This window comes from Halpernia sp., assembly GCF_048269545.1.
Taxonomy (GTDB): domain Bacteria; phylum Bacteroidota; class Bacteroidia; order Flavobacteriales; family Weeksellaceae; genus Halpernia.
In genome coordinates this window covers 41,519-68,276 of record NZ_JBLXIJ010000005.1, presented here as the reverse complement: position 1 = coordinate 68,276, position 26,758 = coordinate 41,519, and the positions used below count along the sequence as shown (strand labels likewise).

General features: G+C 30.3%; 24 protein-coding genes. 12 read left to right on the top strand and 12 right to left on the bottom strand.

Annotation, left to right across the window (positions count from 1 at the left end):
* The first annotated feature begins 5 nt into the window (after positions 1-5).
* The 4 genes from ACN0WB_RS07860 (at position 6) to ACN0WB_RS07845 (ending at position 2,736) form a co-directional block, all read left to right on the top strand.
* Positions 6-500, top strand: a complete 495-nt coding sequence (locus ACN0WB_RS07860; protein WP_417430549.1) for a GNAT family N-acetyltransferase — start codon at positions 6-8, stop codon at positions 498-500.
* Between the two features lie 2 nt (positions 501-502).
* Positions 503-1,192 (top strand): hypothetical protein, encoded by a 690-nt coding sequence (locus ACN0WB_RS07855; RefSeq protein WP_417430547.1) that lies wholly within the window; start codon positions 503-505, stop codon positions 1,190-1,192.
* A gap of 15 nt (positions 1,193-1,207) precedes the next feature.
* Positions 1,208-1,876 (top strand): hypothetical protein, encoded by a 669-nt coding sequence (locus ACN0WB_RS07850; protein WP_417430546.1) that lies wholly within the window; start codon positions 1,208-1,210, stop codon positions 1,874-1,876.
* An 83-nt stretch (positions 1,877-1,959) separates the two neighbouring features.
* A complete protein-coding gene (locus tag ACN0WB_RS07845) occupies positions 1,960-2,736 on the top strand; it encodes an NYN domain-containing protein (RefSeq protein WP_417430544.1) in 777 nt (258 codons plus the stop codon).
* 104 nt (positions 2,737-2,840) lie between these two features.
* On the opposite strand, the gene ACN0WB_RS07840 is transcribed toward ACN0WB_RS07845, so the two are convergent.
* Positions 2,841-3,416, bottom strand: coding sequence for a fasciclin domain-containing protein (locus tag ACN0WB_RS07840; protein ID WP_417430542.1), 576 nt, complete (start codon positions 3,414-3,416; stop codon positions 2,841-2,843).
* A gap of 78 nt (positions 3,417-3,494) precedes the next feature.
* Positions 3,495-4,037 (bottom strand): peptide-methionine (R)-S-oxide reductase MsrB, encoded by a 543-nt coding sequence (gene msrB, locus ACN0WB_RS07835; RefSeq protein WP_417430541.1) that lies wholly within the window; start codon positions 4,035-4,037, stop codon positions 3,495-3,497.
* A 90-nt stretch (positions 4,038-4,127) separates the two neighbouring features.
* Here msrB and ACN0WB_RS07830 point away from each other — a divergent pair, with 90 nt between their 5' ends.
* Both ACN0WB_RS07830 and ACN0WB_RS07825 read left to right on the top strand, forming a co-directional pair.
* Positions 4,128-4,688 (top strand): RNA polymerase sigma factor, encoded by a 561-nt coding sequence (locus tag ACN0WB_RS07830; protein ID WP_417430539.1) that lies wholly within the window; start codon positions 4,128-4,130, stop codon positions 4,686-4,688.
* A 4-nt stretch (positions 4,689-4,692) separates the two neighbouring features.
* On the top strand, positions 4,693-5,490 hold the full coding sequence (locus ACN0WB_RS07825; protein WP_417430537.1) for an anti-sigma factor domain-containing protein: 798 nt from the start codon (positions 4,693-4,695) through the stop codon (positions 5,488-5,490).
* A gap of 1 nt (position 5,491) precedes the next feature.
* Here the strand turns inward: ACN0WB_RS07825 and recG are convergent, their stop codons facing one another.
* The 5 genes from recG to ACN0WB_RS07800 all read right to left on the bottom strand — a co-directional run bounded on the left by recG (position 5,492) and on the right by ACN0WB_RS07800 (position 13,165).
* The gene (gene recG, locus ACN0WB_RS07820; protein ID WP_417430688.1) at positions 5,492-7,585 is read right to left on the bottom strand and encodes an ATP-dependent DNA helicase RecG; all 2,094 of its coding nucleotides are present in this window, start codon (positions 7,583-7,585) and stop codon (positions 5,492-5,494) included.
* A gap of 91 nt (positions 7,586-7,676) precedes the next feature.
* Positions 7,677-8,210, bottom strand: a complete 534-nt coding sequence (locus tag ACN0WB_RS07815; RefSeq protein ID WP_417430535.1) for a thioredoxin family protein — start codon at positions 8,208-8,210, stop codon at positions 7,677-7,679.
* Between the two features lie 12 nt (positions 8,211-8,222).
* Entirely contained in the window at positions 8,223-9,734 is a 1,512-nt protein-coding gene (locus ACN0WB_RS07810) for a peptide MFS transporter (protein WP_417430533.1), read from the bottom strand.
* A gap of 86 nt (positions 9,735-9,820) precedes the next feature.
* On the bottom strand, positions 9,821-11,797 hold the full coding sequence (locus tag ACN0WB_RS07805; RefSeq protein WP_417430531.1) for a peptide MFS transporter: 1,977 nt from the start codon (positions 11,795-11,797) through the stop codon (positions 9,821-9,823).
* 81 nt (positions 11,798-11,878) lie between these two features.
* The gene (locus ACN0WB_RS07800; RefSeq protein WP_417430529.1) at positions 11,879-13,165 is read right to left on the bottom strand and encodes a DUF819 domain-containing protein; all 1,287 of its coding nucleotides are present in this window, start codon (positions 13,163-13,165) and stop codon (positions 11,879-11,881) included.
* Between the two features lie 269 nt (positions 13,166-13,434).
* Between ACN0WB_RS07800 and ACN0WB_RS07795 the strand changes: the two genes are divergently transcribed.
* Both ACN0WB_RS07795 and ACN0WB_RS07790 read left to right on the top strand, forming a co-directional pair.
* Entirely contained in the window at positions 13,435-13,902 is a 468-nt protein-coding gene (locus ACN0WB_RS07795) for a hypothetical protein (RefSeq protein ID WP_417430528.1), read from the top strand.
* A 14-nt stretch (positions 13,903-13,916) separates the two neighbouring features.
* Complete coding sequence (locus ACN0WB_RS07790) at positions 13,917-14,099, top strand: DUF6496 domain-containing protein (protein WP_417430526.1); 183 nt, start codon at positions 13,917-13,919, stop codon at positions 14,097-14,099.
* A 47-nt stretch (positions 14,100-14,146) separates the two neighbouring features.
* Here the strand turns inward: ACN0WB_RS07790 and lipA are convergent, their stop codons facing one another.
* A complete protein-coding gene (lipA, locus tag ACN0WB_RS07785; protein ID WP_417430524.1) occupies positions 14,147-15,016 on the bottom strand; it encodes a lipoyl synthase in 870 nt (289 codons plus the stop codon).
* A gap of 212 nt (positions 15,017-15,228) precedes the next feature.
* Positions 15,229-15,789 (bottom strand): RNA polymerase sigma factor, encoded by a 561-nt coding sequence (locus ACN0WB_RS07780; RefSeq protein ID WP_417430522.1) that lies wholly within the window; start codon positions 15,787-15,789, stop codon positions 15,229-15,231.
* 105 nt (positions 15,790-15,894) lie between these two features.
* Here ACN0WB_RS07780 and ACN0WB_RS07775 point away from each other — a divergent pair, with 105 nt between their 5' ends.
* Both ACN0WB_RS07775 and ACN0WB_RS07770 read left to right on the top strand, forming a co-directional pair.
* A complete protein-coding gene (locus ACN0WB_RS07775; RefSeq protein ID WP_417430520.1) occupies positions 15,895-16,779 on the top strand; it encodes a LysR substrate-binding domain-containing protein in 885 nt (294 codons plus the stop codon).
* 160 nt (positions 16,780-16,939) lie between these two features.
* Positions 16,940-17,863, top strand: a complete 924-nt coding sequence (locus ACN0WB_RS07770) for a YeiH family protein (RefSeq protein WP_417430518.1) — start codon at positions 16,940-16,942, stop codon at positions 17,861-17,863.
* Positions 17,864-17,912: 49 nt separating this feature from the next.
* Here ACN0WB_RS07770 and ACN0WB_RS07765 read toward each other — a convergent pair whose 3' ends face one another.
* From ACN0WB_RS07765 to ACN0WB_RS07755, 3 genes are all read right to left on the bottom strand, one after another.
* Positions 17,913-18,578, bottom strand: coding sequence for a DedA family protein (locus tag ACN0WB_RS07765; RefSeq protein ID WP_417430516.1), 666 nt, complete (start codon positions 18,576-18,578; stop codon positions 17,913-17,915).
* A 131-nt stretch (positions 18,579-18,709) separates the two neighbouring features.
* Positions 18,710-19,822, bottom strand: coding sequence for a peptide chain release factor 2 (prfB, locus tag ACN0WB_RS07760; RefSeq protein WP_417430514.1), 1,113 nt, complete (start codon positions 19,820-19,822; stop codon positions 18,710-18,712).
* 216 nt (positions 19,823-20,038) lie between these two features.
* Entirely contained in the window at positions 20,039-21,382 is a 1,344-nt protein-coding gene (locus tag ACN0WB_RS07755; protein WP_417430513.1) for an AAA family ATPase, read from the bottom strand.
* Between the two features lie 166 nt (positions 21,383-21,548).
* Between ACN0WB_RS07755 and alaS the strand changes: the two genes are divergently transcribed.
* A complete protein-coding gene (gene alaS, locus ACN0WB_RS07750) occupies positions 21,549-24,206 on the top strand; it encodes an alanine--tRNA ligase (protein ID WP_417430511.1) in 2,658 nt (885 codons plus the stop codon).
* A gap of 108 nt (positions 24,207-24,314) precedes the next feature.
* A complete protein-coding gene (locus ACN0WB_RS07745) occupies positions 24,315-26,750 on the top strand; it encodes a DUF5686 family protein (protein ID WP_417430509.1) in 2,436 nt (811 codons plus the stop codon).
* Positions 26,751-26,758: the final 8 nt, after the last annotated feature.

Sequence of the window (26,758 nt, the reverse complement as noted above, 5' to 3'; positions counted from 1 at the left end):
TTTAAATGAAAATCAAAAAAGCCACTGAAAAAGACATTCCTCTAATCCGAGAAATAGCGGAAAAATCTTGGCGCGCAAATTATCCCGGAATAATTTCTAATGATCAGATTGATTATATGTTGGATTTGATGTATTCTGAAAAAGAAATTAAAAGTCAGTTTCAAAATCCAAATTATCATTATTATTTAATTTTAAATGATGAAAATTCTACAGTCGGAATTTTGGGTTTTGAAAATTCTTATGAAAATGAAACTACAAAACTTCACAGAATCTATCTTTTAAAAGAAACCAAAGGAAAAGGTTTTGGAAAATTTGCTTTAAATTTTCTTGCAAATGAAGTTTTAAATTTAGGCGATAAAAGAATTATTTTAAACGTCAACAAAGAAAATCCTGCAATTGAATTTTATAAATCTCAAGGTTTTGAAACTTATAAAGAGGATATTTTTGATATTGGAAATGGTTTTGTAATGGACGATTATTTAATGGAATTTAAAATTTAAAAATGAAAAAAAATTTACTATTATTAGCTGTTTCAATAAGCAGTTTTTACTTTTCTCAAAATATAAAAGCCATCACAGATGACGGTCAAGAAGTGGTTTTATTGGCCGACAAAACCTGGAAATTCGTAAATGAATCTGATGAAAAAGCTTTAAAAACTTTAAATGAAAATCCTGATGTTTTTAACAAAAATAAATCTGCTACTTTTCTGGTAAAAAGCAAAAGATTAAATGTGGGTGTTTATATAAATCCTTCAAAATGGTCTTTTAAGAATGCTACAGAAACTGCTTTAGAATATACTTTTATCCAAAAAGATGGAAATGGATATGCGCTTTCTAGTGCGAATAAAAGTGATATTGCAAATTATACAATTTATAAAGATATCATATTAAATTCTTTATCTAAAGTTGCGGCTTTTTACAGATTTATAGAATCTGATATAAGAACAGTCAACGGAAAAAAAATCCTTTATGTTCGTTATAAAGCGAATGTTGATAATTTAGATATGGAATTTGTGGGTTATTATTTCATCAGTGATAAAGGCGTTACACAATTGGTTTGCTATAGTTCTGAAAAAAGATTTGAAGAATTTTTACCCGGTTTTATGGAGCTTTTAAATGGTTTTGTAGAAACCGAGGAAAAAGAATCAAAGTTTACTTCACCTCCTCCACCAATGACAAAACCAAAAAATTAAATCTAAAATTTTTCTATGAAATATCTATTTTTAATTTTAAGTTTTATTTCTTTTAATTTTTTTCATGCTCAGAATTCTTTGGATAAAACCGACGAAATGATTGATGAAATGTGTGTGGAATTTCAAAGAGATCCAGATTTAAGTGACTCGATAAGAATTCAAAATTTAAATGATAAATTTATTTTTAATTATCTAAATCAGTTTTCTGAGCAAGAACGAGAAAGCAAAATAGATAATTTGTATTTTAGGTTTCAAAAAAGATGCGAAGCTTTTAGAGCCTATTTATACCAAAAAGATCCGCCAAAAGATGATAATTGGGAAATATTAAAATCAAAACCAGAAATTACAATTTCCGCTTCTGAAATTTCACAATTTAAAAATACCAAAAACTTCCATTATTTTGAATATGAAGGTGCAGAAACCCAAGTGGAAATTGGTAAAAAATATTGGAAGGAAACTTTTGCAGATGGAACAACTTCAAAATTATTAATGAATTGGATTGATAAAACTAAATTTGTTTTAGAGTTTATTGAAAGTACTAATAATGGCAGAAAAAACTTCAGTAGAAAAGGAGATAAATATAATTATGAACTTATTTCTAAAGAAAAAAATTACTACTGGATTCTCGTCGAAACTCCTGGTCAAAATGAAATTTTAAAGTTTAAATTATTTGAAGAAAAATAGTTTTAAATTAAATCGCAGTAAAAATCGTACTTTTATTACTCGGAAAAAAGTGGATAATTTCGGAAATAAAAATCCCATTTAAAATGAGTGAAAAAAAATTTAATATTGCCATCTTAATTGACGGAGATAACGCACAAGCAAAACTTTTGAAAGAAACAATTGAGGAAGTTTCAAAATATGGAAAAGCCACAATTAGAAGAATTTATGGCGATTGGACTTCACCTTTAATGAATTCTTGGAAAGATTTAATCAATCAGCATTCTATAAATCCGATTCAAAAATTTTCTTACACTAAAGGAAAAAATTCCACAGATGGCGCTTTAATAATTGATGCAATGGATATTTTACACAGTAAAAGTGTGGAAGGATTTTGCATCGTTTCCAGTGATAGTGATTATACAGGTTTAGCAAAAAGAATCCGTGAAGAAGGTTTATTTGTAATGGGAATTGGCGAAAAGAAAACGCCGGAAGCATTTGTAAAATCGTGCGATATTTTTACTTATACTGAAAATATTTCACCGAAAATATTAGACAGAAAAGCAAATCCGCCCAAAACTGAAAAGCCCAAAATAGCAAAAGAGAAACCGGAAAATACGGTAAAAAATGTAGCGAAACCAGCTGATTTTTTATCCGAAAGCGACAAAGAAACTATTTCTAAAGCTTTTGAAATTTCAACTGATGAAAATGACATTGCATATATTTCTAAAGTGGGCGCAAATATTCGAAAAATAGATCCCAGTTTTGATGCTCGAACTTATAATTATGCAACTTTATCTAAATTATTTGAAAATCTTTCTGATTTTGAAGTGATAAGAAATGAAGTGGGCGAATTAAATCACCCTTTAGTGAAAAGGAAATAAAGGTAAATATTTTCTATGTAAGTAAGTTAATTTCTAAATTTAAAAAAATGCCGCACTCTTTTCTGAGTGCGGCACCTTCACATAACATTAAAAAACTATGAAAACTAGGGCATTAATACTGTATCAATAACATGTATTACACCATTAGATTGGTTAACATCTGCGATGGTAACTTTTGCTTTGTTTCCTTTCATATCAGAAACATAGATATTTTTCCCTTTCATCCAAAATGTTAAGTCTTCTCCTTGTACTGTTTTTGCCATGTATTTACCATTTCCTTTTTTAATCCAAGCTGCTAATTCTTTAGAAGAAATTCTTCCTGGAACTACGTGATAAGTTAAAATAGAAGTAAGCATTGCTTTATTTTCTGGTTTCAAAACTGTTTCTACAGTTCCTGCTGGTAATTTCGCAAATGCTTCATTTGTTGGTGCAAAAACCGTGAATGGTCCTTTACTTTGTAAAGTTTCTACTAAACCTGCTGCTTTTACCGCTGCAACCAAAGTAGTGTGATCTTTAGAATTTACTGCATTTTCTACGATGTTTTTTGAAGGATACATTGCTGCACCACCCACCATAACTGTTTTTTCTTTTTGCATCATTTTCTGTGCAGAAAGTTGATTTCCTAAACCGAATGTCAATGTTAAAGCCAAAGCTGCGGTTGTGATTTTTGAATAGTTCATAAAAGTTTATTTTTTAAATTAAATAATATATATTGAATTTGTGTTGCTATAATTTACGAGGCTAATTTTTTTTTAGATTTATTTATTTGCCATTTTTTTATCTGGTACAAATTCTAGAGAAATAGAATTCATACAATACCTTTTTTTATTTGCGGTAGGTCCATCATCAAATAAATGTCCTAAATGCGCATCACATCTACCGCATCTCACTTCTGTTCTAACCATATTTAAAGAATAATCTTTTTTATAAACAACAGATTTTGGACGAATTGTTTCAAAAAAGCTCGGCCATCCGCAAGTAGAAGAAAATTTTGCATCAGATTTAAATAAAGCATTTCCGCAAACAGCGCAATAATAAGTTCCAATACCCTCAAAATCATTATATTTTCCGGTAAAAGCCATTTCTGTATTATTTTTTCTTGCCGTAGCAAATAAATTTTTATTTAAAACTTTTTTCCATTGTAAATCGCTTACTTTTAAGATTGAAGTATCAGTTCTAGAATAAAAAGGATTTATAATTTTTTTTCCATTCACTTCCTGAATTCTTTGTGCGGAAAAAGTATGTGTTGTGAGAACTGCCATAAAAATAAGAGTGGAAGTTTTTATAATTATTGATTTCATTATTTGTTAAATTTTAATGTTATTTACGGAAAAAATGAATAAATAGATTTTATTTCTAAAAAAATGAATTATATTTGAACCGTTATTATTATGTCAAAAAAATTAAAGCTCACAACTGAAGAATTAGTGTCTTTGCTGAAAAGTAGAGACCAAAGTGGCTTTAACTATTTATATGAAAATTATTCTGGAGCACTTTATGGAATTATTATTAAAGTAATTACTTATAAAGAAGAAAGCAATGAAGTTTTACATGATGTATTTGTAAAAATCTGGAATTCTATAAATTCTTTTGATGAAAACAAAGGCAGTCTTTACACGTGGATGCTTAATATTGCTAGAAATTCTGCAATAGATAGATTAAAATCTAAATCTTTTAGAAACGATTTAAAAAACCAAAGTATTCCCGACTTCGTAAATGACAGTACAACACTTTCAACAGAGCAGAAACACGAATTTAACGAAGTGCAAAATATTGTAAATGGACTTCGAGAAGATTATAAAGTGATAATAAATAAAGCCTATTTCGGTGGTTTTACACAAGAAGAAATTTCTGAAGAATTAGGTATTCCTTTGGGAACAGTAAAAACACGAAGTAGAGCTGCAATTAAAGAACTGCGAGATTTATTGAAAGGTTTTAAAAACAGTTTATAAAGAAGTGGACATAAAAACTTACATATCAACCGGTATTATTGAAGAATACGCATTAGGAGTGCTTCCGCAGGAAGATGCCTCTATTTTGGAATGTGTGATGAAAAATAATGTGGAAGTTCGAAACGCTGTTTTAGAAGCTCAGAAAACATTTGAACTTTTAGCAGATGCAGAAGCAATTGAACCACCTTCAGAATTAAAATCACAGATTTTTGCGAAATTAGATTTTGCAAAATCAACAGAAAATACAAATAATTTAACTGAAACGAAATCCGTTTCTGCACCAATTATTCCTTTAAACAAAAAATCAGAAAATAGCAACTTTTCTAAATTTGCATTAATCGCTGCATCATTACTTTTACTTTTAAGTTTAGGTTATAATTTCTTTAATAGTCAAAAACAAAGTAAAGAAATATCGCAATTGGCGACTAATAATACTATTTTAAGCACTCAAGTTTCTGAACTTCAAAGTCAAAATACTATGATTTTGAATTCCAAGAATATTAAATTAAACGGTGTTGCAGCGCATCCAGGAATGCTTGCAAATGTTTATTGGGATTCCTCTAAAAAAGTGTATCTAAAAGTTAATAATTTACCAGCTGCACCACAAGGAAAACAATATCAACTTTGGGCAATTGTGGATGGAAAACCAGTGAGTGCGGGAATGTTTGACGGAAGCAAACCAGATTCAATACAATCTATGGCGGTGATTGATAAGGCTCAAGCATTTGCAATAACTTTAGAAAAAGCGGGCGGAAGTCCGACTCCAACGATGGAAAATATGATGGTGATGGGAACAACCTAAATCAGGAGATTTTCCCCCATTTATTTTTCGCTTTGTATTGTTTTACATAAAAATTTTTCAAAGATATATGACTCGCTTCGTTAAGTTGCGGGTCTTTTTTTAATATTTTTTCGACGATATCTTTGGATGCTTTTATGATTTTTCCGTCATTAATTAAATCTAATTTCTTAAAATCCACCACACCACTTTGCTGAGTTCCGAGAATATCTCCCGGGCCGCGAAGTTCCATATCGACTTCAGAAATTTTAAAACCGTCATTGGTTTCACACATCGTTTTGATGCGTTTTCGGCTTTCGTTTGTAAGTTTATCGGTAGTCATTAAAATACAATAACTCTGTTCCGCGCCGCGACCAACTCTTCCTCGAAGTTGATGCAATTGCGACAAACCAAATCTTTCCGCACTTTCAATCACCATTACAGATGCGTTTGGAACATTTACGCCAACTTCAATTACCGTTGTTGCAACCATTAAATTGGCATTTCCAACTGCGAAATACTGCATTGCCGCATCTTTTTCTGCAGGTTTCATTTTGCCGTGAAGCATTGTCGTATTAAAATCTGGATTCGGAAAATATTCTGAAATTCGTTCAAAACCTTCCATTAAATTTTTATAATCCAAAGTTTCAGATTCTTCGATTAAAGGATAAACGAAATAAATTTGCCGTCCTTTTTTAATTTCATCTTTACAAAAATTATAAACGAAAGCACGGTCTTTTTCTCTCCGATGCGCCGTGATAATTTCCTTTCTACCAATTGGCATTTCATCAATTACGGAAACTTCCAAATCGCTGTAAAAACTCATTGCTAAAGTCCTTGGAATCGGCGTTGCAGTCATTATCAAAATATGTGGTGGAATTTTATTTTTTGCCCAAAGTTTTGCTCTTTGCGCCACTCCAAAACGGTGTTGTTCATCAATAATTGCTAAACCTAAATTTTTAAATTGAACAATGTCTTCCAAAACCGCATGAGTTCCAATTAAAATAGACAATTCGCCGCTTAATAAATCGTCGTGAATTATTTTACGTGTAGCTTTTTTAGTGGAACCTGTGAGCAATTTTACCGTAATCCCGGTTTCTTTTAAAAGTTCTGAAATCACATTAAAATGTTGTTGCGCGAGAATTTCTGTGGGCGCCATTAAACAAGATTGAAAACCATTGTCTAAAACTAAAAGCATCGCCAATAAAGCAACCATCGTTTTCCCAGAACCAACGTCGCCTTGCAACAAACGGTTCATTTGAATTGGTTTTGCTAAATCTTTTTTAATTTCTTTCAATACTTTTTTCTGTGCGCCAGTTAATTCAAAAGGCAAATATTCTTTATAAAATGTATTAAAATTTTCACCCACTTTCGGCATTGGATTTCCGATGGAATTTGTTTTATGATATTGCTTTTTCAAACCATAACTCAACTGGAAAAAAAAAGCTTCTTCAAATTTCAATCGTCTTTCTGCGGCTTCAAAATGTTCTAAATTTTTTGGGAAATGAATATTAAAATAAGCAGCTTGCCGAGACATTAATTTTAAGTCATCAATTAAATAAGACGGTAGATTTTCGTTAATTAAATTGGGCATTTCTGCCATTAAATTTTTCAATGTTTGCTGGAAAAATTTTTGGTTTAAGTTCCATTTTAATAGTTTTTCAGAACTCGAATAAATTGGTTTTAGACGCGTTTCTGCTTCTTTCTTTTCCTCAATTTCTATTTCTGGATGCGCCATCGAAAAAGTGTTGTTAAATAAAGTTACTTTTCCGAAGATGAATAATTCTTTATTAATGGGAATTTGTTCTTTCATCCATTTTGAATAGCGGAACCAAACCAAATCCATCGTCCCAGATTCATCCTGAAATTTTCCTGAAAGACGTTTAATTTTCCCTGAAGAAATTTCCTGTAGTTCTGTGATTCTGCCCTTTAACTGAACATCTGGTAAATCTTCAGATAAATTTTTTATTAAATAAATTTTGCTTTTATCTAAATATCTTAAAGGATAAAAAGTAAGTAAATCTTCCACCGTAGAAATACCCAAAATATTTCGGATAATTTTTGCGCGCTCTGAACCGATGCCTTTTAGAAATTCTATGGAAGTGTCAAGATTTAGCAAAGAATATAATTTAGAAGATGAAATTAAGCGAATTTCGGGAATAAAAAAAACTTTGCCAAATATTGACAAAGTTTAATTATTTTTTTGAATATTATTCTTTAATTTTAGATTGGAGTTTTTTTGTATAAGCTTCCCAATCTGCTTTGGTTTTTATTTTTTTATAATCGTTTGTTGCAATCATATTAAGATAAACTTCTAATTCCTTTGCAGATAAATAACCATTAAGATTGGTAATTGGATAAGATTTTTCATCTAAGAAAACGGTTGATGGAATGGAACTTACGTTCATAAACATTGTAAAATCATTTAAAGATTTTCTAGATTTTTTATCTTCACTTTTAGTATTTCCAAATTGTTTACCCAGATAATTGAGTTGTTCGTTTCCGTCTGCTTCAAATTTTACTGCGTAAAAATGTTCATTGATATAAGCTGCGATAAATGGATTACCATAAGTTCGAACGTCCATTGTTTTACAAGGTTTACACCAATCGGTATAAAAATCGATTATTATTTTTTTTGGCTGAATTTTTTGTTGTGTCATTGCTTCAGAGAAACTCATCCATTTTACTTGTGCATTGAAAAACAAAGCAGTTAAAATAAAAAGTAATACGATGAATTTTCTCATAAATAGTAGAAATTATTTAACGCCGTGCATTAATTTTTTTACGAGCGGAGATATCAAAATCAATACCACTCCCGCAATTACTGCATATAAACCTAAATCTTTGTAGCCAGAAGTGTAAGCGTTTAATTTTTCTAAGTTAGATGAATTTTCTCTTACTGTCGCAAGATTTGCGCCAATTAATCCTGCCACATATTGTCCGTAAGCAGAGGCTAAAAACCACATTCCCATCATCATTCCTTGTAATTTTTCGGTAGAAAGTTTGGTCATGATTGAAAGTCCAATTGGAGATAAACACATTTCACCAAGCGTTATGATGAAAAGCGCAATTGTAAAAATACTTAAAGAAGTTACGCCTTGAACATTTGCAAAGAATTTGGTAGCGTATATCGCATAAAAACCAAGACCTAGGAATAAAAATCCCAATCCAAATTTTATAATTGTATTTGGTTCCAGTTTCTTTTTACTAAGCCAGATCCAAAGTAAACCGATTGGAATTGCGACTAATAAAATGAAAAATGCACCACCGGAATTATTCACACCATTTGGATCTAAACCTAATAAATCTTGGTTTAAATTATGTGCGGCGAAAATACTTAAAGAACCGCCACTTTGCTCATAAATTCCCCAGAAAAAGATGGAAAAAATAATGAAAACTAAGGCGGCCCAAAGTTTATTTCGTTCCACTCTATTTACTTTCGTCATTTCATAAAATAAATAGAGCAAAGTCAATGGACCAACTGTGTACATAAAATAATCAGTGTACTCGGTTTTAGCAACCATAATCATAATTAAGGGAACAAAAATTAAGGATAAAACGTAAACGCCATATTCTTTCCATTTTTCCATTGCGACTTCGGTTCCATCTTTCAATATCTTTAAAGGTTGAAGCCCAATGGGACCTAATCTTCTTTGGGTGAAAATAAAATTTATTAAACTGATGACCATTACAACTGCAGCCAAACCAAAAGCAACATTCCATCTTTTATCTTCTGGAATTAAACTTGAAAACATTTCACCTTTACCGATTGCGACACAAAAATAACCGCCCAAAAGCGCGCCTAAATTAATACCTGCATAAAAAAGTGAAAACCCTGCATCTGTTCTGTTATCACCAGTTTTATAGAGTTTACCAACCATTGTGGAAATATTTGGTTTAAAAAAACCAGTACCAACAACGGTGAAAGAAATTCCAAGAAAAAAATAAGTATGTGGATTTACGGCTAAAATCATACTTCCTACAATCATTAAAAAACCACCCCAAAAAAGTGATTTTCGAAAGCCTAAAATTTTGTCTGCAAAAATTCCGCCCACAAAAGTGAAAGCATAGACAAAAGCTTGAGTTGCGCCGTATTGTAAATTAGCATCTGATTCATCTAATTTTAGTTGAGAAATCATAAAGAAAACGAGCATTCCGCGCATGCCGTAGAAACAAAAACGTTCCCACATTTCGGAGAAAAATAAACTCCAAATTTGTCTTGGATATTTGCCTTTGAAATCCTGAATTTGCTCAAGTGTAAGATTCATGTTGCTATTTTTAAATTTTTGCTACACGAATGTAAAAAAAACCACCGAATAATTCGGTGGTTTTATGAAAATATATGAAATGATTTTTAGTTTACACCATGCATCATTTTTTTCAATATAGGAGAAATCATAGCTAAAATTGCGCCTGCAATTCCACAAAGAATAACAAATACCATAAAAAATTCAAATAAACTTTTAATTTCAAAACCTACAAAAGATTTGTATTCCGCTTTTATTACTTTTCCATTTTCTATTTTCGCTAAATCTGCTTCCGAAGGAAATTTGATTTGAGATTGATCTAATGTAAAATCTAATTTTGCGTTTTTATCTGTTTTGTGAAGTTCTTTTAATTTGTTTTCATAATCAGATCTTTGTGCTGCAATTACATCTTTGTTTTCATCAAATAATTTTTGAATATCATTTTTTAAAGTTTCGTCTTTACCGAATTTAGTATCTGCTAAATTAGATTGTGCCAATAAAAATAATTCTTTAGCGGTTGGCTGATAAGTTTTGTCTAAAACTTTTTGTAAATCAATATTTTGTTCTTTAGCTAAAAGAAATTTATCCCCAGTTGCGGGTAAAATAGATCCTAAAGTTCCAGAAAGTGCATAACCTGCAGCATTTGCGATAAAAAATACACCAAACAAAAGTGAAGCAAATCTTTTTGGAGCTAATTTACCAACCAATGACAAACCAATTGGTGATAAACAAAGTTCACCCATTGTTTGAATTAAATAAAGTAAGATTAACCATTTCACAGCAAGAAGTCCGCTGTTTCCTAAATCTTTTACATTGTAAGCGATAATTAAATAACTTAACGCAATTAAACCCAAACCAATTGCTTGTTTTAATGGCGAAACCGGTTCTTTTCCTTTTGCTCTTAATTTATCCCAAAGCATACTAAAAGGAACGGCTAAAATCACAATAAATAAACCGTTAAAAATCTGAACCATTGAAGGTGGCATATTCCAGCCAAAAATATGTCTATCTGTTTGGTTATCCGCAATAAAGGTTAATGACGAACCAGCTTGCTCGAAAGCTGCCCAAAAGAAAATAATAAAAAAGGAAACAATATAAATTACCCAAATTCTATCTCTTTCTACTTTATTTTCCGTTGCAGACATAATTAAATAAGCCAATGCTATTCCCATTGAATAAATAAAAGGATAAATCACGGCTTTTACAAATTGTCCCATTCCAACAGATGTAAATCCAATTTTATCTATAAATAAATATTGAAATCCAAAGAATGTTATCACAAAAATTGCAATTGCAATACCGATAGATTTTCCAGAAAATTTAGCCGTTTGTGCTTCACCTTCTTCAAAATCTGCCGCTGTATGTTCACTTGGTAATCCACCGATTGGTCTTCCTTCAGGTGTTACAACATATCTATTTTTAAGTAAAATAAAAGTTAAAGTTCCTATCACCATTGCGATAGAAGCAGCTAGAAATCCCCATTTAAAAGCGTGAATATCTCTAATTCCTGCTGAATCTTTCACATCACCTAAAATTGGGCAAATCAATTGGCCTAAAAATGCACCCATATTTATTCCCATATAAAATATGGTAAAAGCAGAATCTAATTTCGATTTTTCTTGTTTCGGATAAAGACTTCCAACCATTGAGGAAATATTTGGTTTAAAAAAACCATTTCCAAAGATAATAACGCCTAAAGCTACCCACATTAACATTTGTGCAGAACCCAAATTTGAACCAAATGTAGAAGCACTTGTAAACATTAGGAACTGACCAATCGCCATCAAAGAACCTCCAATAATAATACAATATCTATTTCCTAAAAACCGATCTGCAACAAAACCACCTAACATTGGTGTTAAATAACAAAGAGCTAAGAAACCACCATAAATAATAGTGACATCTCCTTCTTTCATTAATAGCGCATTCACCATGAAAAGCGTAAGTAAAGCACGCATTCCATAAAAGTTGAATCTTTCCCACATTTCTGTGCCAAATAAAACCCATAATCCTTTCGGATGTTTTCCTGTTGATTTTCCTTCTAAAAATTCTTCTGGTGCATTTAATGCTTCAGTATTATCCATATTTTAGTGTTAATTTTTGTTAATCTTAGCAAATATACTTTTTTTTACTTTTTCTACAAGATTTTAATTTTTACTTTCTTCTTACAAAATGAAATTATTTGTGACCCATTCCATCATTAAAGCGGAAAATAAAGCACCTACAGTTCCTACAATATATCCGAGTATTGCTAATAAAGCTCCAACTGGCGCTAAACTTGGATTAAAAGCTCCAGCTACAACTGGCGCCGAAGCAGCTCCACCAATATTTGCTTGACTTCCTACAGCGATAAAAAATAATGGCGCTTTAATTAATTTTGCAACAATAAATAAAATGACTACATGAATAAATATCCAAACAATTCCTAAAAATATCAAAAATGGATTATCAAATATTTGCATTATATCCATCCGCATTCCAATTACAGCAACTAATATATAAATAAAGATACTTCCAATTTTACTCGCTCCGACGCCTTCTAAACTGCGCAATTTTGTTGTGGAAACTAAAACGCCAATCACAGTTGAAAATAAAATGAGCCATAAAAAACTGGACGTAAAAGAATTAAAAAAAGATTTTGGATCTGCAAAAGATGGAATTCCGGAAAGAAATTTTGAGATTAATTCTGCAAAATAAAATGAAATGGCTAAACCACCGAAAGTAATTCCAAACATCACCATATAATCTTTTAAAGCCGGTTGTTTTTGTACACTCAAAGAATAATTTTCTACTCTATCAATTAAATTTTGAACGGAAGAATTATCCGCTTTTAACCAATTATTTATTTTTTCATTTTTAGAAATCATAAATAATAAAATCGCCATCCAAATATTTGCGACTACAATATCTACTAAAATCATTGCGCCGTAGAATCGTTTATCATAACTGAAAATTTCTAGCATTGCGGTTTGATTTGCACCACCTCCTATCCAACTTCCAGCGATTGTAGAAAGTCCACGCCAAATTTCTTGATTTCCAGTTCCAGAAACGGTTGCTGGATGAATTTGACTAAATAAAAAAAGTGCAATTGGACCACCGATTATCACTCCAAAAGTTCCCGCAAAAAACATAGCAATTGGTTTCCAGCCAAGATTTATTAGACCTTTTAAATCGATTCCTAAACACAGTAAAAGCAATGATGCAGGTAAAAGATAGCGTGTTGCAACATAATACAAATCTTCATATTCCTGTGTTTCACTAGAAATTATGTTTGTTGTATTTAAAATTGCCGGAACTATATAACAAAGCAACAAAGCAGGGAAAATTGAGTAAAATTTCTTCCAACTTTTCAGTGATGACGTGTAAAAAATTGCCGCCAAAGAAATCGCTAAAATCCCAAAAACAATGATATTATTTTTAAATAAAGGATTTCCTATTAAAGCTTCTTGCATAAGTTTTTATTAAGGATTATAGTTGCCGAAAATAAGAAAATTTATTTAAAGAAATTTTTGAAAGATTTGAAGATTAAAAACACTGTTCAATTTAATTTTAAGATAAAATATTTTCAAAAAATAATTTATAAAATTAAAAAAGTATTAAATCTAAAAAATTAATTTTAAAAGTTCTTGATGTTAATTTGGCAATATAATTGAATGTTATGAATTACAATATTCCTTTATTGAGCAAGGAAAGTTTTAATCGATAATTTAAAATACATATTATGAATCCAAATTTGAAAGAAAAATTAAATAAATACGAACTTGAAAATCAAATTATTTACACTGGATTTTCAAATTTTGATGAAGCAGAAAACTTTTCTATTGCAGAAAATGGAAAACTTGCAGAGATAGCATTTAAAAATGGAAATGATAATCCAGCAATAAGCGATGAAGCGGGTTTAGTAGAGCATAAAAATCATTTCGCAGCTTATGCAGGACCAGAATATAAATTTATTCATTCCGGCGATCCGCAATTTCAAGAATTTGCATCGCATTTAATGGAAAAAGAATCCGATTTAAAAAGAGAAAGCCCGGAAGAAAAATACTTCGCGCCAGGAAATACACAAATGGAAGAAGATCCTGTAATTGTTTTAAAAAATGGCGAAATAGAGTCTGTAACTTCCAGAGAACGAGCAAAATATTTGAAACACGCCAAAGTTTACCAAATTGGTGTTATTTTAAATAATTAAAATTTTAAACAATCATGTCAGAAAAAAAATATTCCAAAAAAGCCGAAGATAAAATCGGTAAAGTGATGCACGAATTTAAAGAAGGAGATCTAAAATCTTCTTCTGGAAAAAAAGTTACTAATCGTAAACAAGCTATTGCTATTGGTATTTCTGAAGCAAAAGAAAAAGGTTTGAAAGTACCAAAACAAAAGAAATAATTTCTAGAATTCCTCAATCTCACTTGAAAAAGTGAGATTTTTAATATTTAATGAATATGTTTTTCGGCATGATAAGAACTTCTAACTAGCGGCGAACTTTCCACATGACGAAAGCCTAAATCTAAAGCGAACAATCTGTATTCCTCAAATTCTTCTAACGAAATGAAACGTTTTACAGGTAAATGATTTTTTGTTGGTTGTAAATATTGTCCAATTGTAATCACATCAACTTGTGCATTTCTAATGTCTTCAATAGTTTTAAAAACCTCATCTTTTTCTTCACCCAAACCAAGCATTAATCCAGTTTTTGTTCGTTTTTGACCAGAATTTTTCATATAATTTAGAACTTCCAAACTGCGCTCATATTTCGCTTGAATTCTAACTTCTCGCGTCAATCTTTTTACTGTTTCCAAATTATGAGAAATCACTTCCGGCGCAACTTCCAAAATTCTATCAATATGTTTTTCTACACCTTGAAAATCCGGAATTAAAGTTTCCATCGTCGTTCCAGGAGAAATTCTGCGAACTGCATTTACCGTTTCCGCCCACAAAATTGAACCCATATCTTTTAAATCATCTCGATCAACTGAAGTTAAAACGGCGTGCTTAATTTTCATTAATTTAATAGATCTTGCTACTTTTTCTGGTTCGTCCCAGTTTACGTCTAAAGGTTTTCCAGTTTTTACGCCACAAAATCCACAACTTCTGGTGCAAATATTTCCTAAAATCATAAAAGTTGCCGTTCCTTCTCCCCAACATTCGCCCATATTTGGACAAGATCCACTTTGGCAAATGGTATTTAATTTATATTTATCAACTAATGTTCGGAGTTCTCGGTAATTTTTTCCTGTTGGCAATTTTACGCGAATCCATTTTGGTTTCTGTAAAACTTCAGGTTGTATAGTAGATTCTGACATTTCTTATCTTTTTGAAGATTCAAATTTACGGCTAATTTTTTAGAATAAATTTGTTGAAGTATTGAATTTGTCGATGTAAAATATTTTTAAATAAAACTTTTTTTAAAATTAAGAATTAGAAAGGAATAAGGATAATTAAGATTTGCATTTCAAACTTTAAAAAGAAAAAATTTAAACTTTAAACGCTAAAAAACTTTTATCATTTTTGTGGTTTATAATTCACTAAAATCTTCATCTTTCAAAAGCTTTGCCAATAATTTTTTCGCACGCATAATTCTAACTTTCGTATTTGAAACAGAAATCTGCAACTCTTCTGAAATTTCTTTTATACTTCTTTCTTCAAAAAATCGCAACCGAATTATCGCTTGATAATTAGCGTCTAAAGTTTCAATAATTTTTGATATTTTTTTCTGCTCTTCCTCCGAAATCATTAATTCTTCTGGAGATTTTGCGAACTGATTTTTCACCATTTCCAAACCATCAGTTGGTTCTTCTGTTTCGCGGGATTTTTTTCGCCAATAATCAATTATTGTATTTTGTGTAACGGTTAAAAGCCAAGTTTTAAATTGAAAAGCAGGATCATATAAATTTAATTTTGACAACACTTTCGCAAAAACAGTTACCGTAATTTCGTCTGCCATTGTATAATCTCCAACTTTTAGCAACGTAAAAGAAAACACATCGTTCCAATAATAATTAATTAATTGGGTTTGTGCTTTTTGGTTTTTTTCTAAAGCTTTCTGTAAAAGTGGAAGAAGTTGATCTTTAGTCATTTTGAGCAATCTTTAGCAAAGATAAAATATTAGAACTTATAAATTTCAAAATTTTTTAAACTAAATTTATTGCTTAAAAATTCATCATTCTGAAAATTGAATTTAATGAAAAGAAAACTCCAAATATTTAAATCTGTTGCCTTGCAATTAAGTTTTACAAAAACGGCAGAACAATTTTTTATTTCTCAACCTGCAATTTCAAAATTAATCAGAAATCTTGAAGACGAATATAAAACCCAGTTTTTCACCCGTCAAAGAAACTCAATTTCGCTCACAGCCGATGGAGAAATTTTCTTAAAATACGTCAACAAAATTCTATCTATTTACGAAGAAATGGAAACTGAATTTGTAAGTGCTAAAAATTCTTTTCCACAAAAAATTCAGTTTGGAGCAAGTAGCACAGTTGCAGCTTATGTTGTTCCTAAGATTATTGCAAAATTTATGAAGAATTTTCCTCAAATTTCATTCGATATTAAAAGTGCAAACTCTGAACAAATTGAAGATTTAATTCTGGATCAAAAATTAGATTTTGGAATTATTGAAGGAAAAAACACCAATCGAAAACTTCAGTATAAAAAATTCATTCGTGATGAAATTGTTTTGGTAACGAATGTGAATAATAAAAATTTTAAACAAGGATTTATCACTCTTGAAAATTTAGCAGAACTTCCGATGATTGTGCGTGAAAACGGTTCTGGAACGAAAGATATTCTTTTTGAAGCTTTGCAAAAAAAAGGCATTTCAAAACTAAATTCTTTGTTAACTTTAAATAGCACAGAAGCAATTAAAAATTATTTGAAATATTCTAATCATTTCGCGTTCATCTCAATTTGTGCAGTTGCAGAAGAATTAAAACTCAATCAGCTGAAAATTATTGATATAAAGGATTTTACAATTGAGCGTTGGTTTTATTTTGTTTCCAGAACGGGATATCAATCGCAGTTTTTAGATTATTTTGAAAAATTAATTCAAGATAACTATAACTTTTAGTTATCCGAAATAGCATTTTACTTTGCTAAAATATTATTCACTTTGCCGACTTTTGTGGTCTAATTTAAAATATGAAATCGCCATCAACAATTTTGCAAATAATCACAAATGAAAATTAAGGCGATAACATATGGCGTTTAAAAATAATAAATATCTACATATGAAAAACAAAGTTTCGCAATTCGTCTTTTTCGCTATCGGAATTTTAGCACTTTTGGGCGTTTTAAATAGTCCAATTGCTTTACTTTTAGGATTTATTTTTGCCTTAATTTTTAGCCATCCTTACAAAAAGGAAAGTCAGAAAACCATTTCTTATTTATTAAAAATTGCAGTCGTAGGTTTGGGTTTTGGAATGTTCATCAAAGAAACTTTAGAAACGGGAAAAGAAGGTTTAACCTTGACTTTTTTCTCAATTTTAATTACCATTTCTTTAGGAATTTTATTGGCGAGATTATTAAAAATTGATTTAAAACTGGGGCATTTAATCACTTCTGGAACTGCAATTTGTGGCGGAAGTGCGATTGCTGCAGTTGCGCCCGTGATAAAAGCAGAACCAAAAACCATAAGTATTGCTTTAGGAATTGTTTTTCTACTCAATTCTATTGCTCTTTTTATTTTTCCACCACTCGGACATTTTTTTAATTTGAGCCAAAACGAATTTGGTTTGTGGTGCGCTGTTGCAATTCACGATACAAGTTCTGTGGTAGGCGCAGCTTTAGGTTATGGCGATGAAGCTTTGAGAATTGCAACAACTGTAAAATTATCTAGAACTTTATGGATTATTCCGCTTTCAATTTTGTCTATGTTTTTATTTAAAACAAAAGGCGAAAAAATAAAGATTCCTTATTTTATTGGGCTATTTATTTTGGCAATTTTAATTAATTCCGCGGATATTTTACCAACAATAATTACAGATAATATTGTTTTAATTTCAAAAAGACTTTTGGTTTTAACCTTATTTTTAGTGGGAACAACAATTAGTTTTGCAGATTTAAAAGTAACGGGTTACAAACCGATTTTAATGGCGGTTATTCTTTGGGTGACAATTTCAGTTTTTGCCTTGGTTTATATTACACATTTTTAATAGAAGAAATGATGCAATTTTAATTCAACATTAAAAAAAGTAAAGGATTTTACACCTCTTTCTTCCCACCAAAAAATTTAATAATTATAGGTAAAGTTGTAATTAAAACGATTATTAAAATAATAATTTCTAAATGTGTTTTAAGATCTATTCCAAATTGTTTTGTGAAAAGTTCATCTAAATAATGGCCTGCAAAAATTAAGATAAAAGACCACAAAACTGCACCAATAACATTATCAAAGAAAAATTTCTTTTTATCCATTTTTACAATTCCTGCAACTATAGGAGCAAATGTTCTTACAATTGGGAGAAAACGCGCCATAATTACAGCTAATCTTCCATGTTCTTCAAAAAAATCATGTGCTTTAAAAAGGTATTTTTTCTTGAATAAAAAAGTGTCTTTTTTCTCATACAAAATAGGCCCAGTTTTATAACCAAACCAATATCCAACTTCGTTTCCAACAATTGCCGCAATTGAAACGCAAGTTGCTAAAATTGTGGTATCTAAAAAATCACTTCCTGTATTTCCTACAGAATGGTTTACGATTTCTACCGCGTAAATTCCCGAAACAAAAAGAAGACTATCTCCTGGAAGAAAAAAGCCAATAAACAAACCAGTTTCCGCAAAAATAATAAATAAGACAAGCCAAAAACCGCCTATTTTAATATAAAATTCTGGATTTAGTAAATCTTTCCAGCTTTCAAAGTGATCCATTAATATATGTTATTTCACAAAAATAGTTTAATTAATGGGGTTTAAAAAATAATTTTGAATTTTTTAACAAATCCTTACTTTTTGAACTTCATTGATTATAATAAATACGAATTTTTTTTGGATGAGATAAACTAAAAAACATCTTCTTCGTCCGCAATTGAAGTTCCATCTGCCATTAAAAATGCTTTTAAAAATGGTGTAATATTACCATTTAAAACTCCTTCAACATCAGAAGTTTCGTGTCCAGAACGAACGTCTTTTACCAATTTATAAGGTTGCATTACATAATTTCTAATTTGACTTCCCCACTCTATTTTCATCTTATTGGCTTCAATTTCATTACGTGCTTTAAGTTTTTCCGCGAGTTCCATTTCGTATAATCTGGACTTCAAAAGCTGCATCGCTTTTTCCTTATTTTGAAGTTGAGAACGACTTTCTGAGTTTTCAATAATTATTCCTGTTGGTGCGTGGCGCAATCGAACCGCAGTTTCTACTTTATTTACATTTTGTCCACCTGCTCCAGAACTTCGCATCGTTTCAAAAGAAATATCTGCGGGATTAATATTAATTTCGATAGAATCATCTACCAACGGATAAACATAAACTGAAACGAAACTAGTATGTCGTTTTGCATTACTATCAAATGGAGAAATTCTCACCAATCGATGAACACCATTTTCACCTTTAAGATAACCAAAAGCAAATTCTCCCTCTATTTCGATAGTCACAGTTTTCACACCTGCAACATCACCTGCTTGAAAATTTAATTCTCTTAATTTATAACCTTGCTTTTCCGCCCACATTGTGTACATTCTCATTAACATTTGCGCCCAATCACAAGATTCTGTTCCACCTGCTCCGGCTGTAATTTGCAAAACCGCGGACAATTCATCGCCTTCATTTGAAAGCATATTTTTAAATTCCAAATTTTCAATTTTTTCCACTAATATTGGAATATTTTTATCCAATTCTTTTTCAGATTCTGCGTCTTCTTTGGCAAATTCCACTAAAACTTGTAAATCTTCAAAATCTGTGAAAATGGTTTCATAATCTTCTACCCACTTTTTTTTAGAGCGCAATGCACGTAGAAAAACTTCTGCATCTTTCGGATTATCCCAAAAATCAGGCGCAAGTGTTTTCTCGTCATCATTAAAAATTTCGAGTTTCTTTTTTTCTATCTGCAGGTATTTATGAAGATCTTCAATTCTAGTTTGAAGGTCTTTTAGTTGGTCATTATTAATCATAGCAATTGCAAAAATAGTTTTTTAACAGCAAAATTAAACCAAGTTATGTGGATTTAAAGTTTAAAATATTGCATTTAAAACCAAAAATTGTTTGAAACTCATATTAAAAATGATTTTTATTGAAACCTGTTAAACACTTTAAAACTTTCAACATTAAAATATTTTCTATAAAAAAATCTCAAATTTTTAAATGCTGTTCAATTTAATTATTTCAAATTAAAAATTTTCTGCATTGTGTTGAAAACCAATCGGATTATCTATAATCGGTTGAATTTTATAAGTTTCTAATTCTTGAGAAAGAGTAGATATTCTCACCGGAAAATCATCATAATTATTCTTTTTCATATCCTGTAAAAACTGGTCTACTTTTTCTAAATAATCTGGCGTTAGTTTTGCTGATGCTTCTCGCAATGCGTTGTTTAACAAATCTTCACTCATTTTTTTGTCAGATTTATTTTTATTGAATTGTTTGCGGATTTTCTTTTTTAAACTCTGTGTAAAATCGATAAGCATTGTATTTGAAAATGCTTTCATTTTCCCAGAAATTTCTAACCAAAAAGGAACAAAGTCAGCTTTATTTTCTTTTAAAATTTCTAAAAGTATAGAGTCATCTTTCAAACCTTTCGTCATGTGATACAATAATAATTCTGCGCGTTCTTCAGCATTTGGCGGAAATACAGGAATCAAAATATCAAACCTTCCAGGCGCTAAAATTTCAGAGTCTATCCCTTCTAGAAAATTAGCAGAACCAACCATCAAAACTCCTTCTTGTTCAAATTTATTTATATAATGCAGAACAATTTCTTTGGTTTCTTCATCTTCACAATTCATTGCATCTGCAGAAGTTCTAGTTTCCATTATTTCATTAAAATTTTCTAAAAATAGAAGCGTGTGATCTTGCTTCATTATAGAAATTAAAAATTGATTAAAACTTTCTCTACTTCCATCTACAAAAGTAGCTCCTAAATAATGTTGTTTTAATTCTTTAAAATGATAATCTGTAATCTCTGCAATTTTTTTTGCCCAAAAAATTTTACCACAACCGGGAGGTCCATATAAAATAATTCCGGCTGGTTTTTGAATACCCCAGTTTTCGGTTTCTACTTTATTAATAAAAGTTTCTAACGCATCAGAAATATAAAAAAACAAATCTCTGTAACCAATAAAATCTCTGTGACATAATTTGTTGGATTGGTCAAAATATTTATATACAAACTGATAATTTCCTCCTAACTGATTATCAATACTAAAACTTGAAACAGATGATTTATAAATTCCATTATCATAAATTTTTGCTTGGTTATTTTCTAATATTTCACTAATCTTTTCTGTCGGCTTATTTATTTTTTCAGAAATTTCTTGTGCCGATTTTTTTATATTTAAATCTTCCTCATATTTCTTTAGAAACTCTTTATTTTCTATAATAAATTTTTCAAATTCGGGTTGTAGTTGGAAATCATTAGTAAAACATTCATCAATATTAAGACGGAAATCTTCTATAAATTTTTTTATTGCTTGTACGGATATTGATAATTTTTGTGCTATTTCAGTGAGATTCATTCTATATATTTAGTTAATCAAATTTAAAGAATATAATCTATAAAGTATTAAACTTCTGCAGAAGTAAATTAAGTTTACCACTCAACTGAGTTTCATTCAATGTTCAATAAAATGAATTGAAATGATTATTTTTGCATTCTAAAGAAAAGCAAAACCGAAAAACCCAATGACTTCACAAGAAATTCGCCAACAATTTTTAAATTATTTTAAAAGCAAACAGCATCAGATTGTTCCTTCTGCACCCATTGTTTTAAAAGATGATCCAACTTTGATGTTTTCCAATTCTGGAATGACGCAGTTTAAAGATTACTTTTTAGGCTACAAAACACCCAGTTCGCCGCGAATTGCGGATACTCAAAAATGTTTGCGAGTTTCGGGAAAACACAATGATTTGGATGATGTTGGAAGAGATACTTATCATCACACGATGTTTGAAATGCTTGGAAATTGGTCTTTCGGAGATTATTTTAAAAAAGAAGCCATCGATTTTGCATGGGAATTATTGACAGAAGTTTATAAAATCCCAAAAGAAAATTTATATGTAACCATTTTTGAAGGCGACAAAAAAGAAAATTTAGAAAGAGACAATGAAGCTTTTGGTTTTTGGAAAACGCACATTTCTGAAGACCGAATTATCAACGGAAATAAAAAAGATAATTTCTGGGAAATGGGCGAATCTGGACCTTGCGGTCCGTGTTCAGAAATACATATTGATTTAAGAACTGCAGAAGAAAAATCTAAAATCTCCGGATTAGAATTAGTAAATAATGATCATCCGCAAGTGGTAGAAGTTTGGAATTTGGTTTTCATGGAATTTAATAGAAAAGCCGACGGAAGTTTAGAAAAATTACCCAATAAACATGTCGATACAGGAATGGGTTTTGAACGTTTGTGTATGGCTTTGCAAGGAAAATCTTCAAATTATGACACCGATGTTTTCACGCCTTTAATTTCAAAAGTTGAACAACTTTCCGGAGCAAAATACACTGGAATTTTAGAAAATGAAAAAGATATTGCAATTAGAGTTTTAGTTGATCACATTCGAGCAGTTTCTTTTGCGATTGCAGACGGACAATTGCCCTCAAATAATGGCGCAGGTTATGTAATTAGAAGAATTTTACGTCGTGCAATTTCTTATTCTTACCGTTTTCTAAATATGAAAGAAGCCTTTCTTTTTGAATTGGTTGCAGTTTTAAAAAATGAAATGGGCGACTTTTTCCCAGAGTTGGTAAAACAAGAAAAATTAATAACTGAAGTCATTAAAGAAGAAGAAAATTCTTTCTTAAAAACCATTGAACATGGTCTTGTTCGTTTGGAAATTATTATTAATGAAACGCTTAAAAATAATCAAACCATTTTACCCGGAAATCAAGTTTTTGAGTTGTACGATACGTTTGGTTTTCCAGCAGATTTATCCAGAATTATTGCCGAAGAAAAAGGATTAAGTATTGATGAAAAAGCATTTGACGAAGAAATGCTCAATCAAAAAACACGTTCAAAAAAATCTTCAACACAAAAAATTTATGATTGGGAAATTTTAGAAGAAAAAGAGCAGGAATTTGTAGGTTATGATAAATCTGAAAGTGAAACTTTCATTAATAGATTTAGAAAAATTGAAAATAAAGACGGTATTTTTTACCAAATCGTTTTAGCAAAAACGCCATTTTATCCAGAAGGTGGCGGACAAATTGGTGATAAAGGTTTTTTAATTCCATCTTATGCAGCGGATTTTGATATTTCAAATCCAGATTTATTTAATATTAAAAATAATTCTGAAGTCATAGAAATTTTAGAAACTAAGAAAGAAAATAATTTAAATATATCTTTAATAAAAGATTTACCAAAAGATCCGGGTGCACTTTTTTACGGAAAAATCAAAAATAAAGACAGACAGAATTCAGAAGCCAATCACACTGCAACGCATCTTTTACATGAAGCTTTGCGAGAAGTTTTGGGAACACATGTTGAACAAAAAGGAAGTTTTGTAGGGCCTGATTATTTGCGTTTTGATTTTTCACATTTCGGAAAAATTAGCGATGAAGATTTAGAATTGGTTGAAAATAAAGTGAATCAAAAAATTAAGGAAAATATTGCGCTTCAAGAATTTAGAAATATTCCGATTGCAGAAGCGATGGAAAAAGGAGCAATGGCACTTTTTGGAGAAAAATACGGCGAAAATGTTCGTCTAATTCAATTTGGTTCTTCCAAAGAACTTTGCGGTGGAACTCATGTGAAAAACACGGGTAAAATCGGTCATTTTAAAATTCAGCAGGAAACTTCTGCAGCTGCAGGAATAAGAAGAATTGAAGCTATTTCCGGAGAGAAAAGCAGTGATTATTTTAAAAATTTGGAATATGAGATTAAAGAGATTTCACATTTATTAAAATCAAAAGATTTAGCGAAATCTGTAGAAAAATTATTAGAAGAAAACACAACTTTAAAATCTGAAATCGAATCTTTGAAAAAGGAAAAAGCAAAAAGCGAAACCGCCAATTGGAAAAATGATTTTAGAGAAAAAGAAGGTAAAAAACTCTTAGTGAAAAAAGTAAATTTAGACGCAGGAAGTGTTAAAGACATTGTATTTCAACTGAAAAAAGAAATGAAAAATTCAGTGATAATTATTCTTTCTGACTATGATGAAAAACCCATGATTACCGTAGGAATTTCTGCAGATTTAGAAACAAAATATAATGCAGGAAATATTGTGAAAGAACTCGCCAAGGGAATTCAAGGTGGCGGCGGTGGAAATCCAGGTTTTGCTACTGCAGGTGGAAAAAATTTAGCAGGATTAGAAAATGCCTATCAAAAAGCATTAGAAATTTAATAAGATTTTTTTATATAGAAAAGGGAGCAATTATTGCTACCCTTTTTTTTTATTAATTTTAAAATCTAAATAAACTTAATTTTAATCTAAATTTGTTTAAAATCTTTTATGAAAAAGTTCTACTTTATAATATTTCTCACAATCTTTACTTTTGGAAATTCACAATCAAAAATAACTGTATTAAATGCTGAAAATCAACTTCCAATTTCTGGCGCAAAAGTAAGTTGTAACAACAAAATTTTAGGCTTCACAAACGATTCTGGGATTTTAAATTTCAAAACTAAATGTGAAAAAGTAACTGTTTTTGTAAAAGGTTTTTATGAAGATGATGCAATTACAGAAAAAATTATGAAAGTAGTTTTAAGCAAAGAAGATTCTTCAGTGAAAAATATTGAAGGTGTTATTTTAAGTGACAAAAGCGATCCACGTGCTTTAAAAATTTTGGATAATGTAAATGAAAAGTACAAAGAAAATTCACCCCAAAGTTTAGATTCTTACAGTTATAAATCTTACGACAAAATCTCTTTCGATATTAATGAAGACAGCCTTTCTACTTATCGCAATTATGTAAATAAAAGAAGTGATTCTTTAGAAAGTTTACCACAAAATAACCTTTCAAAAGAAAAAAAGAAAGATTCTTTGGAAAGCAAAAATGTGATAAAATTAATAAAAAGCAGCAAGTTTTTTCTATGGGAACGCGTGCAAGAACATCTTTTCTCGCAAAAATATGGTGAGAAAATTAATGTTTTGGATAACCGCGTTTCTGGTTTGAAAGAACCTATTTATGAAATGATGACTTTGCGCTCCAATCGTCTCAAAATACCGAAAGAAATTAGCAAACAAAACAGAGATTTGTACCGATTTTTTTTGACCGATACCATTGAAATTGATGGAAGAAAAAATTTTGTCATTCGTTTCCGACAAGTAGATTATAAGCAGATTCGAAAAAATCGTAAATTTAATGGCTATATTTATATTGATATGGATTCTTATGCTATTAAAAAAATTGAAAGTAATAGCAAAATAAAAAGTGATGGAAGTATTATTTCTATTTGGAAACCTATTAATAATAAGTGGTTTTTAGAAAAAGAAAATTTAAAAATAAGAGCTGGGAATATTACATTTGATGAAAATAATAAAAAAGATAAGAAAGATAAAATCCAGAAAAAATTTGGAAATTATGTGTATGTAAAATCCGATTATTTTGATTTTAAATCGCCAATAAATGTTACTTCAAAAGAGTTCAAAGGCTACACAATGGATGTTGAAAAAGCAGACGGAACTTCTTTATCAAAATACAGAACAGAACCACTTACTGAAAGAGAAAAAAACACTTATGTAAAAATTGATAGCGTTGGAAAAAAATATAAAATTGATCAGAAATTAGGGATTTTTACAAATTTATTAAAAGGAAGATTACGCTTAGGAAATGTAGATATTTTAGTTCCAAAATTATTTGATTATGATCAATATCAAGGAATTAGATTAGGTCTTGGTTTAAAATTAAATGAAAAATTTAATCCTTATATTTCTCCGGATGCTTATGTTGGTTATGGTTTCAAAGATCACGCTTGGAAATACGGCGTTGGTTTGGACGTAAAAACTACTTTAGAAAAAAATTCCTTTTTCCGCGCAGAATATTATAACGATGTCACAGCAGCTGGGAAATTTAACCAAAACCAATGGAATCTGCGAATGAGATTAATGAATTCCGGAGTCAACGTAAAAAACGATCATTTTTATCATTTTGAAGGTTTTAAATTATCTTATGAAAATGATTTAACCAACGGAATTACACTAAATGTTTCTGCGAAAAAAGACAAAGAAGAAGCGAAATTTGCTTATAATTTCAGAAATCAAGGCGCACAATTTGAAAATTTCAGCACTTTGATGACTTTAAAATTCTCTCCAAAATCTAAAAATATAATGACGCCTTCTGGGAAATATATGTACGAACATAATTATCCTGAACTTTATTTAAATTACGAACAAGGCATGAAAACTTTAGGCGGAGATTTTAATTTCAGCAGAATAGACGCACTTTATATCGATACTTTTAAATCCAGTCTAGGAGAAACTGGTGTGAGATTATTTGGTGGAATTTCTACAGGAAATGCTCCAATTTGGCATCAATTTCAGATGAATGGACTTGCTCCGCATGAAATTACTGGATTATTATCCAACTTTAATTTAACCACTTATCTCGGTTTTGCAACGATGGAAGCTGGAAAATATTATAATGATAAATTTTTTGGATATTATTTTACCCACAGAATTCCATGGTATTTTAAAAGTTTTGGGAAAAATATTTCAAGTTTTGATGTTGTTTATAAAGGCGCTATTGGAAATATGAAAAATCCAGAATACCATCAATTTGATTTTAAACCATTAAATCACCTTTACCAAGAAGTGGGTTTAGAATGGAATAATTTTTTGTCTTCACAATTTAATTTGGGCATTTTTTACCGCGTCGGTTATTATAAAACTTCAGTATTTAAAGAGAATTTTGCAATACAATTAAAGCTGAAAGCTTTGGGATTCTAAATTAATTT

What these genes read in the sequence shown, in the direction of transcription:
- ACN0WB_RS07860 (WP_417430549.1), top strand. Translation starts at nt 6, where the DNA reads ATGAAAATCAAAAAAGCCACTGAAAAAGACATTCCTCTAATCCGAGAA.
- ACN0WB_RS07855 (WP_417430547.1), top strand. Translation starts at nt 503, where the DNA reads ATGAAAAAAAATTTACTATTATTAGCTGTTTCAATAAGCAGTTTTTAC.
- ACN0WB_RS07850 (WP_417430546.1), top strand. Translation starts at nt 1,208, where the DNA reads ATGAAATATCTATTTTTAATTTTAAGTTTTATTTCTTTTAATTTTTTT.
- ACN0WB_RS07845 (WP_417430544.1), top strand. Translation starts at nt 1,960, where the DNA reads ATGAGTGAAAAAAAATTTAATATTGCCATCTTAATTGACGGAGATAAC.
- ACN0WB_RS07840 (WP_417430542.1), bottom strand. Translation starts at nt 3,416, where the DNA reads ATGAACTATTCAAAAATCACAACCGCAGCTTTGGCTTTAACATTGACA.
- msrB (WP_417430541.1), bottom strand. Translation starts at nt 4,037, where the DNA reads ATGAAATCAATAATTATAAAAACTTCCACTCTTATTTTTATGGCAGTT.
- ACN0WB_RS07830 (WP_417430539.1), top strand. Translation starts at nt 4,128, where the DNA reads ATGTCAAAAAAATTAAAGCTCACAACTGAAGAATTAGTGTCTTTGCTG.
- ACN0WB_RS07815 (WP_417430535.1), bottom strand. Translation starts at nt 8,210, where the DNA reads ATGAGAAAATTCATCGTATTACTTTTTATTTTAACTGCTTTGTTTTTC.
- ACN0WB_RS07810 (WP_417430533.1), bottom strand. Translation starts at nt 9,734, where the DNA reads ATGAATCTTACACTTGAGCAAATTCAGGATTTCAAAGGCAAATATCCA.
- ACN0WB_RS07805 (WP_417430531.1), bottom strand. Translation starts at nt 11,797, where the DNA reads ATGGATAATACTGAAGCATTAAATGCACCAGAAGAATTTTTAGAAGGA.
- ACN0WB_RS07800 (WP_417430529.1), bottom strand. Translation starts at nt 13,165, where the DNA reads ATGCAAGAAGCTTTAATAGGAAATCCTTTATTTAAAAATAATATCATT.
- ACN0WB_RS07795 (WP_417430528.1), top strand. Translation starts at nt 13,435, where the DNA reads ATGAATCCAAATTTGAAAGAAAAATTAAATAAATACGAACTTGAAAAT.
- ACN0WB_RS07790 (WP_417430526.1), top strand. Translation starts at nt 13,917, where the DNA reads ATGTCAGAAAAAAAATATTCCAAAAAAGCCGAAGATAAAATCGGTAAA.
- lipA (WP_417430524.1), bottom strand. Translation starts at nt 15,016, where the DNA reads ATGTCAGAATCTACTATACAACCTGAAGTTTTACAGAAACCAAAATGG.
- ACN0WB_RS07780 (WP_417430522.1), bottom strand. Translation starts at nt 15,789, where the DNA reads ATGACTAAAGATCAACTTCTTCCACTTTTACAGAAAGCTTTAGAAAAA.
- ACN0WB_RS07775 (WP_417430520.1), top strand. Translation starts at nt 15,895, where the DNA reads ATGAAAAGAAAACTCCAAATATTTAAATCTGTTGCCTTGCAATTAAGT.
- ACN0WB_RS07770 (WP_417430518.1), top strand. Translation starts at nt 16,940, where the DNA reads ATGAAAAACAAAGTTTCGCAATTCGTCTTTTTCGCTATCGGAATTTTA.
- ACN0WB_RS07765 (WP_417430516.1), bottom strand. Translation starts at nt 18,578, where the DNA reads ATGGATCACTTTGAAAGCTGGAAAGATTTACTAAATCCAGAATTTTAT.
- prfB (WP_417430514.1), bottom strand. Translation starts at nt 19,822, where the DNA reads ATGATTAATAATGACCAACTAAAAGACCTTCAAACTAGAATTGAAGAT.
- ACN0WB_RS07755 (WP_417430513.1), bottom strand. Translation starts at nt 21,382, where the DNA reads ATGAATCTCACTGAAATAGCACAAAAATTATCAATATCCGTACAAGCA.
- alaS (WP_417430511.1), top strand. Translation starts at nt 21,549, where the DNA reads ATGACTTCACAAGAAATTCGCCAACAATTTTTAAATTATTTTAAAAGC.
- ACN0WB_RS07745 (WP_417430509.1), top strand. Translation starts at nt 24,315, where the DNA reads ATGAAAAAGTTCTACTTTATAATATTTCTCACAATCTTTACTTTTGGA.